8 protein-coding genes and 1 pseudogene are annotated in these 11,217 nt (G+C 73.1%); 6 read left to right on the top strand and 3 right to left on the bottom strand.

Features of this window, described 5'->3' with window-relative positions; translation table 11 throughout:
* Window positions 1–275 precede the first annotated feature (275 nt).
* The 3 genes and pseudogenes from BZY54_RS42490 to BZY54_RS55200 form a co-directional block, all read right to left on the bottom strand.
* The gene (locus tag BZY54_RS42490; protein WP_086730718.1) at window positions 276–1,760 is read right to left on the bottom strand and encodes a hypothetical protein; all 1,485 of its coding nucleotides are present in this window, start codon (window positions 1,758–1,760) and stop codon (window positions 276–278) included.
* A gap of 41 nt (window positions 1,761–1,801) precedes the next feature.
* Window positions 1,802–2,452: a DUF4360 domain-containing protein gene (locus BZY54_RS42495; protein WP_086730719.1), complete on the bottom strand. Its 651-nt coding sequence runs from the start codon at window positions 2,450–2,452 to the stop codon at window positions 1,802–1,804.
* 214 nt (window positions 2,453–2,666) lie between these two features.
* A pseudogene (locus tag BZY54_RS55200) lies at window positions 2,667–2,823 on the bottom strand (transcriptional regulator); the annotation flags it as partial.
* Between the two features lie 121 nt (window positions 2,824–2,944).
* On the opposite strand from BZY54_RS55200, the gene BZY54_RS42505 reads away from it, so the two are divergent.
* The 6 genes from BZY54_RS42505 to BZY54_RS42530 form a co-directional block, all read left to right on the top strand.
* Window positions 2,945–5,911, top strand: coding sequence for a glycoside hydrolase family 35 protein (locus tag BZY54_RS42505; RefSeq protein WP_086730720.1), 2,967 nt, complete (start codon window positions 2,945–2,947; stop codon window positions 5,909–5,911).
* 333 nt (window positions 5,912–6,244) lie between these two features.
* Window positions 6,245–7,477, top strand: coding sequence for an MAB_1171c family putative transporter (locus BZY54_RS42510; RefSeq protein WP_086730723.1), 1,233 nt, complete (start codon window positions 6,245–6,247; stop codon window positions 7,475–7,477).
* Between the two features lie 140 nt (window positions 7,478–7,617).
* Entirely contained in the window at window positions 7,618–8,130 is a 513-nt protein-coding gene (locus BZY54_RS42515; protein ID WP_086730721.1) for a toxin, read from the top strand.
* Window positions 8,127–9,308 carry an MAB_1171c family putative transporter gene (locus BZY54_RS42520; protein ID WP_244217610.1) on the top strand — a complete coding sequence of 394 codons (1,182 nt, stop codon included), beginning with the start codon at window positions 8,127–8,129 and terminating at the stop codon, window positions 9,306–9,308. The genes BZY54_RS42515 and BZY54_RS42520 overlap by 4 nt, the downstream gene beginning before the upstream one ends.
* Window positions 9,309–9,366: 58 nt before the next feature.
* Window positions 9,367–10,542: an MAB_1171c family putative transporter gene (locus tag BZY54_RS42525; protein ID WP_086730722.1), complete on the top strand. Its 1,176-nt coding sequence runs from the start codon at window positions 9,367–9,369 to the stop codon at window positions 10,540–10,542.
* Window positions 10,543–10,574: 32 nt separating this feature from the next.
* Window positions 10,575–11,217, top strand: a 643-nt coding sequence (locus tag BZY54_RS42530; RefSeq protein WP_208640934.1) for an NAD(P)/FAD-dependent oxidoreductase, incomplete at its 3' end; no start/stop codon positions are given.

Here is an 11,217-nt window from a genome sequence, read left to right on the forward strand (position 1 = left end):
CAGCGGCGTTGCCGAACCGCCCACATGGCTCGGAGCGTCGGCAACCGACGACAACGCCGCTGGGGGCACCGCCCACGCCCTTGAGGCAGTGGGGAGTGCGTGCCAGGGCCCGCGAGCCCGGCATGATCCGAACGAGAGGCCCTAGCGAGGCGGAGAAGTTCCCCGAACTCCGGTTCCTGTACCACCGGCCCGAGGCGGAGAGGGGGCACCACCCGCACGTCCACCGAGCCCGCCCCGGGCCCGCACCGTGAGTGTGCGCGCCGAGTGGGCCCGGCTCACGGGAGGTACTCCACCTTCACCGGCGCGGTGTTGTTCTGCTGGTTCGGGTCCACGGACGGGTAGGAGTGGGCCGTGATGCTGCCCAGGGCCCCCTCGACGCGCTTGTCGATGCGCACGCGCATCACCGTGCCGGGGGGCTCCGGTCCGGGGCAGACGGCGCGGCCCTGCTTCTCCGGGTCCGGGTAGCAGTACGGGATGTCGCCCGAGTGGGACTCGGGAGGCACGTCGATCAGGGTCACGCCCTGGGGGAGGGTCACCCAGAGCTTGCCCGGCCCGTCCGGCCGGCTCCAGCCCTGGCCCCTCGGGTAGGGGACGGTGACGTCGGTCTCCTGACCGATCTTGCCCTTGATGGTGAAGCCGATGGCCTCCACGTCGTACAGCTGCGTGGTCTCGAACCCCTGCCCCGCGCCGGCCGACTCGCTCGGCCGCGTGTCGATGCCGGTGAACGCGCTGCCGTCGACGGGCCGCAGCCGCAGGGGGGCGCCGCTGCCGCGCGGGGCGGTGGCGGGCAGCCGCGACAGGTAGTCGGCGTCGACGGTGCGCCACACGGAGAAGAACACGTCGCCGGTGCGCGCCGTCCGGTCGGCGACGGCGACGACCGGGCCGTCGGTCTCGTACGCCGCCCCGGCGGGCAGCGGCCCGGGGAAGTCGCACCACGCGAGGGTGGCGCCGCTCGGCTTGTTGTAGCGGCAGTTGCCGTACCGGGGCAGCAGGGTGGCCTCCTGGCTGGAGATCACCAGGGAAACGCCGCCGTCGACAGCGGTGTCCCCCTTGTTGCCGAAGGCCGGGGTGAGCCGCATCTCGCCGCCCGCGCGCACGTCCGTGAGCCTGGGGTAGTCGTGCCGGGCCGTGAGGTACGGGGAGCCGACGATCAGGCGGGTGGTGTGCCGGATGGTGGGCGCGTCGGCGCTGCGCACGGTCATCGTGAACGAGCCGGCCGGGCCGAGCGCCGTGCCGGGCCTCTTCGGTGTCACGGAGAAGGGGACGAAGAGGGCCCCCTCCCCCGACTTGATGTCCTCCAGCGCGCAGTCCACGCGGAAGCCCGTCCGGACGCAGCCGTATCCCTTGTTCACGTCGTGGATCTCCGCCTTCCCCTTGAAGGCGGTCAGGTCGAGGGAGACACGGACGTTTCTGACGGGCCCCGCGTTCTGGCCGGGCGAGGCCGGGAACGCCTTGAGGTCGATCTTGTACTCGGGTGCGAAGGGCGTCTGCTTGTACGGGTTGTAGCGCGGCAGGTAGAAGACGTTCAGCGCGAAGCGGAGTTTGAGCACGGCCTTTCCGGTGGCCGTCGCCGTCCCGTGGGGGTCGGGCTTCCAGGCGGTCGCGTCCGTGCCGCCGGACGCCTTGGCCCGGACGGCCCGGCTCGCCCCGTCGGTGCCGTCCGCCGTCAGAACCAGGGCGCACGCCACGGCCACCACCAGGGCCGTGACGCACGCCAGGACCGCGTACCGCCACTTCCGGTTCGCCCACAGTGCACCCATGTGACATCAGACGGCCTGCGGTGCACGGCGGTTGCGCGCCGTCAGGACTTCGGACACTCCTTCCAGGCCAGGTGGTACACCGTGCTGATGTCGCCGTCCGTCGAGTCCATGGTCATGAAGCTGACCTTGCCGGGCGCCGAGCCGCCCGCGTTCACGCGCAGCTCGGTGTTGATGTTGAAGTTGCGCAGGACGCCGCAGGGGGCCCAGACCAGTTGGGCCCAGTCGGTGCTGTCGGTGGCCTGCCAGTCGTCGTTGTAGGGGCCGTTGAACGGGTGGGTCTTGAACGCCGTGCCGGACGAGCCCTGGAAGTAGTACGAGGCCCGCTGGGTGCCCGTCGCGCCGGGCTGGAGCGAGAGGAATCCCCGGTAGTCGGCGCCGGCGATGGCGTAGGTGAAGCCCTGCGGGACATGGACGATCAGGTTGAGCTGGCAGTTCTTGCGGAAGGCGGTGGGGTCGGAGTCGCCGCCCGCCTGGGCGAGGTAGTCGCTGTAGGTGACGGTGAAGGCGGTGTTGTCCGGGGAGACGGCGACGGCGGCGGTGCCCTGCGGGCAGCCCGAGCCGTTGACCGTGGCGACATCGATGACGATCTTGTCCGGGGGCGGATCGGTCACCACCGGGGACGACGGGTGCGCGGGAAGCGCGGTGGTCAGGAGCGCGGCGATCGCGCTGCTCAGGAGCAGTCCGCCAGCCATGGTTCTCCATCCGTTCAGTGGGGGTCACGACGCCTTGCGTTCGTGCGTCAACGCATTGCCAGTTGAACATGTCCATGCCAGTTCAATGCGCGTGCTCCCGGGCCGTGAAGGAACCATGGATGCGCGGTGAAGGCCGGGAGCGGTTCGCATCGTACGCAGCCCCGGCGGGGCGATAAGGCCGCTCTCCGGCCAATCACGGAACCCGCCCCACCGCTTACGGGTTCTCCCCCGCCGCCGGGCGCCGCACCGGCTCCGGCAGGGCGTAAGCGGCGATGTCGGCCCACCGTGACGCCCTCCAGGACCCTGCGAACGCCCGCCCGCGGGGCGACCCACAGCGGCAGCAGCGGCCGCGCCGAACCCGTGTACGTCAACGCCGGGGCCGCTCCCCCGTAGTCCGCCCGTGGCGAGATCCTCATGGGTCCCTTGTGACTTGCGGGGCCATGGAGAATGGCGACACCCGCGCCCCGTAAGATCCGCCCGGGAGGCACACCTTTGGCGCTCAGCAGACGTACATTCGGCGCCCTCGCCGGCACCACCGCGCTCGGCCTGGCCCTGGGCGGCAGTGGCGGGCCGGGGGCGTCGTCGGCCTACGCGGCGCGCGAGGTGCCCACGGGTCCGCCACCGCCCCCGCCGAGCGCCGACGGGCGGCGGCACACCGTCGGATTCGACCGCCACTCGCTGCTGGTGGACGGCAGGCGGCTGGTGCTGTGGTCCGGCGAGATGCACCCCTTCCGGCTGCCCAGCCCCTCGCTGTGGCGGGACGTCCTGCAGAAGATGCGCGCCCACGGCTACAACGCCGTCAGCATCTACGTGTCCTGGAACTACCACTCCCCCGCCCCCGGCCGATACGACTTCACCGGGGTCCGGGACCTGGACCTCTTCCTGCGCATGGCCGCCGAGACCGGGCTGTACGTCGTCCTGCGCCCCGGTCCCTACATCAACGCCGAGATCGACGGCGGCGGCTTCCCCGGCTGGCTCACCACCACCGAGGGCAGGGCCCGGACCGCCGATCCGACCTACCTGAAGCACGTCGACGAGTGGCTGACCCACGTCGACTCCATCGCCGCCCGGCACCTGTTCACCCGGGGCGGCGGCACGGTGCTGCTCTACCAGATCGAGAACGAGTACGACTCGTACGTCGGCGACGCCACCGGGCGGGCCTACATGTCCCACCTGTACAAGAAGGTGCGCGCCGACGGCATCGACGTCCCCCTCTTCCACAACGACAAGTCCAGGAACGGCTACTGGACCCCTGGGACCCTCGACACCGGCGGGGAGAAGGGGCGCTGGCTGTACGGTTTCGACGGATATCCCTCGCCGTCCAAGACCCCGCCCGACTGGGGCACCTTCGGCAGCGGCGGGGCGACCGGCGGGGCCACCGCCAGTCCCCGCACGCCCGGGTTCCTCCCGGAGTTCGGGGGCGGCTGGTTCGACCCGTGGGGCGGGGTCTGGTTCGAGGGCAAGGGGTACGACGAGTCGCGGCGCACCCGGGACGCGGCGTACGAGCGGCGTTTCTACCTGACCAACCTCGCCAACGGCATCACCCTGCACAACGTGTACATGACCTTCGGCGGCACCTCCTGGGGATGGCTGCCCGCGCCGGTCGTCTACACGTCGTACGACTACGGCGCCGCCTTCACCGAGGGACGGCAGCCCACCGACAAGCTGGTGCCGATGCACCAGATCGGGCACATGCTGCAGCGCATCCCGGACTTCGCCAAGCTGGAGCGGGCGCGGGACGTGAAGGCGGCCGGGCTGACCACGTACCACCTGAAGAACCCGGACACGGACGCGCACGTCTACGTGCTGCGCAACGACGGCGACAAAGAGGTGTCGTCCACGCTGCGCGCCGGTGGCGACGACCTGCCGGTGACCGTGCCCGGCGGGGACGCCCGGCTGATGGTGGCCGGGCTGTCGCTGGGGCGGCGCAGGGTGCGGTACGCCACCGCACAGCCGATGCTGTTCCAGGCCGCCGGGCGGCAGGACGTCGCCGTGTTCTGCGGGCGCCGCGGCGACATGGCGCGCGTCGTCCTGGAGTGCGCCCAGGAGCCGCTGGTCACCCGGCTGAGCCAGCAGGCCGCGGACGTCTACGACCAGGGTCTGCTGCGGGTGACCGCTCCCCTCGGGGCCGGCGGGCTGATCGGGGTCCGGGTGGAGGGCGACGAGGCCGACCGGCCGCTGCTGCTGCTGTTCGCCGACGAGGAGACCTCCCTGCGCCTGTGGCCGTACGACACCACCTCCGGGCCCCTGCTGGTGTACGGCCCGAAGCTGCTGCGCACCGCGACCCTGAGCGGCTCCACCGTCCATCTGACCGGTGACACGGTGGAGGCGACCGATCTGGAGGTGTGGGGGCCGCGCGGCATCGACGGTGTGACGTGGAACGGCCGGCCGGTGCCGACCGGTGCGACCGGCTCGGGGAGCCTGCGCGCCGCCGCACCCCTGGCCGGTGTGCCGAGGGTGGAACTGCCCGCGCTCGACGGCTGGCGGATGCGCGAGGAGAACCCGGAGTCCGGGCCGGGCTTCGACGACTCGACGTGGCAGGTCGCCGACAGGACGGCCTCGCACAGCACGACGGCCGTGCCCGCGGGGCAGCCGGTGCTGTTCGCCGACGACTACGGCTTCCACTACGGGGACGTCTGGTACCGGGGCACCTTCACCGACGCCACCGGCATCGAGTCGGTCTCCCTCACCCACAGCACCGGCACACAGGGCCTGCTGATGGCGTGGCTGGACGGAGAGCCGATCGGCACCCACCGGATGCCGGTGCCGGACATCGGCACGATCCGCAAGGGAAGTTGGACGGCCACGGCCGTCTTCCCGGTGGGCGAGCGGCTGCGCACGGACGGCCCGCACGTGCTGTCGGTCCTGGTGCGGCGGATGGCGCACGACCAGGACGGCAAGGCCCAGGACACGCACAAGGTGGCACGCGGACTGACCGCGGTCGCCTTCCGCGGGGGCGCGCCCGAGGTGCGCTGGCGCGTCCAGGGCGAGGCCGCGCCCGACCCGGTGCGCGGGCCGCTGAACAACGGCGGGCTGTACGGGGAGCGGGAGGGCTGGCACCTGCCCGGGTTCCCGGATCGCGACTGGGAGGCCGTCACCTTCCCGCGGGCCGAGCGGCGGCAGGGCGTGACCTGGTACCGGACCACCTTCGAGCTGGCGGTGGACCCGGGCGTGGACGCGTCGGTCGGGCTGACGCTGGACGACGATCCGCACCGGGCCTACCGGGCGCAGATCTTCCTGAACGGCTGGAACCTGGGCCAGTACATCAACGACGTCGGCCCGCAGCACACCTTCGTCCTGCCCAACGGCATCCTGCGCACCCGGGGCACCAACACCCTGGCCCTGGCCGTCCTGTCGGAGCCGAGCACGCCGTCGGGTCCGGGGCAGGTGAGGCTGACGCTGCTGGGCAGTGCGGCCGGAGGGGTGCCGGTGACGCCGGTGGCCTCCCCCGGCCACTGAGCTCGGCTCGGCGCGGGCGCGGTCGACCGCGCAGGCGGTCACCGCGCCGTTCTCGGCGCGCCCCGCGGTGGCACCCGCACCGTGGTCGTTTTCCGGTCGTTCCCGGGTCGTTCCCGGTTGAACAACGGTCATCGGACCGCGTGTCGGGGACACTTACGTCCACGTAGGTTCGGACAACCGCCCCGGCACGGGCGGCCGGAAGGAGCGGGCGATGCACTTCGCGGGCGCGCGCGGAACGGCGGCGCGGTGACGCTGCCGCACGAACCGCCCTTCCATCCGGGCGAGTTGGCGTACCGGTCCGCCGCATCCGCGCTCGCGCTCGACCCCGCCGCGCTGGCGGGCGAGTTGTCCATCTCCTTCTGGATCCCCACCGCGGTGCTCACCGCCGCCCTGGTGATCAAGCTGCCCACGATCGTCCGGCTGTGGCGGGATCCGCTGCTGCGCGCGGTCGGCGGTCTGTTGCTGCTCGCCTGCGCGGTGTTCGTGTTCGTGGCGCCGTCGACGATCCACTGGACCAACCGGGTCACCGGCGTGCCGAACATCTCGGCGCCGTGGGTGTACTCACTGCTCACCGCGTTCTGCGGGTCCTGCCTGGTGCTGATCATCGTCTGGCGGGAAGGCCTGGCCGACCGCTCGGCCGCGACCCGGCGTGCCATCCGCCGGGTCGTCGCCGTCTACTCGGGCGTGATCGTCGCCCTGTGGGTGCTGTTCGCCCTCGCCGACGTGCCCGTGGAGCGGCTGCGGGACCTGGACACGTACTACGTCGGCACCCCTTTCATGCGCGAGGAGATCCTGCTCTACCTGCTCGCGCACACCGTGGCCGTGCTCATCGCCTTCCGACTGGTGTGGAACTGGGTGCGCACCGACGGGCTCGACGCCTGGCTGCGCTGGGGGCTGAAGTCTCTGGGCGCCGGATACGGGCTGAACCTGGGCTTCGACGCCGCCAAGCTCACCGCCGTCGTGGCTCGCTGGAGCGGGCACGACCTGGACTGGCTGAGCACCGACCTCGCGCCGCCGGTGGCCAGTGTCTCGGCCATTCTGATCGCGGTCGGCTTCATCCTGCCGCACGCCGGCCAGTACCTGCACGGCCGCTGGCTGATCCGGCTCGCCCACCACGAACTGCGGCCCCTGTACCTGCTGATGCGGACCGTCGACGACGGCGGCCCGGCCCCGCTGCCGCGCGGCGGGCCCGAGTGGCGGGGCGGGCCCGAACTGCGGCTGACCCGGCGCGAGACGTTCATCCGGGACGTGCTGCTGACGCTGGCCCGCCGCCTCGACGAACGGCTGCGCCGGCGGGCCCACGAGGCGGCGCTGGAACTCGGGTACGCGCCGGACGAGGCGCGGGCGCTGGCCGCCGCGGTGGCGATCCTGGACGCGGTGGAGGCCGGTGACCACCCGGCGCACGACGGCGACGGCAGATCCGGCTGCGACACCGCCGAGTTGCTGCGGGAGATCGGCGCGGTCTCTCGCGCCCTGCGCCGCCACGACCGCGTCCGCGCGGTCCGCCTGCGTGCCGCCGCCGACGCGCCGAGCCTGCCCCGGGGGGAGCGTGCCCTCCGTGAGTGAGTGCCGTGGGAGGAGGACCAGAGCCTTTCCCCGCTCCCGGCGGCGCGGGGATGATGGGGACCGGCCGGGGCGGTGCGCGACGGGACGAACGAGGCGGCAAGCGGGGGACCGAGGGGAAACAGGTGCGTAGGAAAAGGGAGATGCGGCGGCTCGCCGACACTCTCATCGACCCCATCGGGCTGCCGGTTCCCGCCGACCCCGAGACGCTGTTCGCCGCGCTCGTCGACTCCGTCGCCGCCTGGCGCGGCCGGCCGGTCGTCGTCCGCCGGGAGGTGTTCCCGCCGCACACCGCCAGCGGGCTGTGGCTGGAGGGCGAGACACAGGACGTGGTGGTCGTGGACCGGCGGGCCGCCGTGTGGCACCAGATAGTGATCTTCTGTCACGAGGTGTGGCACATGAAGCGGCGGGACGCGGACGCCGCGGCCTCGCCCGTCGGGGGCACCGGCGCGCCCCGCCCCGTCGCGGCACGCACCGACTTCAGCCTGGCGGACGAGCAGGAGGCCGACCGGTTCGGCATGCTCATGGGCGGCCGGCTGCGCACCTGGCTGGACGCCCCGCCGGACCCCGTGCCCGCCACGGACCCCGGCGGTGACGAGGGCATCGCCGGGCGCATCGGGGCCGCGCTCAACTACCGCGGGACACGGAGAAGATGAGCGGCCTGATCAACTACGCCAGCTGTGGCGCGCTGTGGCTGGGGCTGGGGGTCAAGACCCCGGACCTCTTCCGCCACCGGCACGACCCCTATCTGCGCGCGATCTGTGTGGTGCTGGGCCTGGCCGGCGTCTGTTTCCTGCTCGGGGCCGCGCCCACGGTCGGCGCCGTCAACCGGCTCAGCGGCGTGCCCAACCTCGCCGCGCCCCTGACCTACGCGTCGATCACCGCCTACAGCGCGGCCTCCCAGGTGCTCGTCGTGCACTGGCGGGGCGGTCCGCGGGTGCACAGGGTGGTCCGCCGCTGGATGGTGGCCTACGCGTGCGTGCTCGTCGGCATCGCCGTCAGCTTCGCGCTCGGCAGGGCGCCGGTGGAGCGCCGTACCGACCTCGACACCTATTACGCGACGACGCCGTTCATCGCCGAGATGATCGTGCTGTACCTGCTCGGGCACCTGGCCGCCGTCAGCGTCACCACCGTCTCGTCGCTGCGCTGGGCGCGCGAGGTGGGCGGCTGGCTGCGCGCCGGGCTGCTGACGCTGGGACTGGGGTCGCTGTGCAACGCCGGATACAGCGTCACCAAGCTGATCGCCGTGGCCGCGCGCTGGTGCGGGCGGGACTGGTCGGCGCTCGGCACGACCGTCTCGCCGGCCGCGGCCGGGCTGGGGGCGCTGTTGACGTCGGTCGGCATCCTGGTGCCGCTGGCCGGGCCCCGGCTGGCGGAGTGGCTGCGGTCCTGGCGGACGTACACCCGTCTGGAGCCGCTGGAGCGCGAACTGGACGACCTCCTGACCCGGTGCGCCCTGCGCCTGCCACGCCCCCGCTGGTCCTCCCCCACCACACGGCTGGTGTGGCGGCAGACCAGCATCCACAACGCGCTCAGCTACCTGGACGCCTCCTTCGACCCCGCCCTGTACGAGCGCACCCGGGGGGCGGCGCTGGAGGCCACCGGCGACAAGGAACACGCGGAGGCCGCCGCATGGGCAGCCGTCATCACGTCCGCGGTCCGCGGCCCCTGGGAACCGGGGCGGCGGCCAGCACCGCACGGCCACCCGGAGGGCCGGCCGGGCGACCGGGTGCCCGGTCCCGCCGTGCTGGTGCGGATCGCCGCGGAGCTGGAGACGGCCGGCGCGCCGTCCGGGCACGTGCGCGGTGGTACGACGCCGTCGGGGGCGGTGTGACGGGGGCGCGGGCGCTGCCCCCGCGTGCCGCCCGTCACCTCGGGCGGGGGCGCCGGGCGTGAGTCTCGTCGTGTATCTGGCGGCCGGGCTGTTCGGGCTGTCGGCCGTCGTGCTGCTGCGGCGGCCGCGTACGGCGGTGCGCGATCCGCTGACCCTGTCCACGTGCGTGGCGATCGTCCTCGGCTCACTGGTGTTCGTCTGCTCGGCGCCGCTGACCCTGGCCACCGTCAACGACCTCACCGGCATTCCGAACTTCGGCGCCCCGCTGACGTACGGCATGCTCTGCGCGTACAGCTGCTCGCTGCTGATCCTGGTGATCCACTGGCGGGGCGGCCCCCGCGAACGGGTGCGCCGGATGGTGCTGCGCAGCATCGCCGCGTACGTGCCGCTGGTCGCCGCCATCGTCGTGCTGTTCGCGCTGGGCGACGCGCACACCGAGCGGCTCACCGACCTCGACACGTACTACGCCAACACGCCGTATCTACGCGAGATGATCCTGCTCTACCTGGTCGGGCACAGCGCGGCGACGCTGACGATGTGCGCCCTGTGCGTGAAGTGGAGCCAGGAGGTCACCGGGCTGCTGCGGGCCGGGCTGCGGCTGATCCTCGCTGGGTCGCTGCTGGACGTGGTGGGCTTCCAGCTGACCAAGTACACGGCGGTGGTGGCGCGTTGGTCGGGCCATGACCTGGACGTGCTGTCCACGAAGGTCGCCCCGCCGCTCGCCTCGCTGGGAGCCCTGCTGTGTTCCGCCGGATACGTGCTGCCCCGTCTGCTGCCCCTCCTCGTCGCGCACGCCCGCAGCCTGCGCGACTACCGCAGGCTGGGGCCGCTGTGGTCGCGGGTGCGGTTCGGGTCCAACGCGCCCAGACCGCCTAGCTCGTTGTGGCAGTCGCCCCGGGCGCGGCTGCACTGGCGGGAGGTGTCCATCCACGACGCCCTGCTGGGTCTCGCCCCGTACTTCGACGACGGGGTCCGCGAGCGGGCACTGACCGCCGCCCGGCGCGCGGGGCGCGGCGCGCACGAGGCCCGGATCGCGGCGGAGGCGGCGATGCTCGCCGACGCCGCACGCCGCGCCGCCGCCCGTGAGGAGCCCCTTCAGGCGCCGAGCGGGTACCGCCTGCACGCCACGGAGGTGTCCGGCACCGGCGGGCTGGTGGAACTGGCGCTGGCCCTGGCCCACGCGCCCGCCGAGACCGCCGCACCCGAAAGTACGGTGAGGACCCCCCATGGCTGAATCCATGGCCTACTCCGAGGAGCCCCATGCCCATGCCCCGTAGTCACCGAAGAGCCGTCGTCGTCGGTGCCGGCCTGGCCGGCATGCTGGCCGCGGCGGCGCTGTGCACCGCCGTGGACGAGGTGGTCGTGCTGGACCGCGACGACCTGCCCGCCGGGCCGGAGCACCGCAAGGGACTGCCGCAGGGGCGCCACGCCCATCTGCTGATGGCCGGGGGTCTGGCCGCGATGGAGGAGCTCGTGCCGGGCACAAGCGTTCGGGAGCGGCTGCTGGCCGCGGGCGCCCGGGAGATACCGCTCGGTTCCGGCATGGTGGCGCTCACGCCCGAGGGCTGGTTCCGCCGCTGGCGGCACGACGGGCCGCGCATGCTCAGCTGCACCCGCGCGTTGCTGGACTGGACGGTGCGGGACGCCGTCCTCGCGCACACCGGCGCCGAGGTCCGCAGGGCCCAGGCCGTCGGGCTGGTCGGCGACGCGGGCCGGGTGCGCGGTGTCCGGGTCGCGGCGCCCGGCGGGGAGCCGTCGGAGCTGGCCGCGGACCTCGTGGTCGACGCGAGCGGGCGCGGGTCGCGGGTCGTCACCTGGCTGGGGGAGCTCGGGATCACCGGGGTGCGGGAGAGGGTCGTCGACTCCGGGCTGGTCAACGCCACCCGCGTCTACCGCACGCCCGCGGGCG

The organism is Streptomyces carpinensis, from assembly GCF_002154505.1.
Lineage (GTDB): Bacteria > Actinomycetota > Actinomycetes > Streptomycetales > Streptomycetaceae > Streptomyces > Streptomyces carpinensis.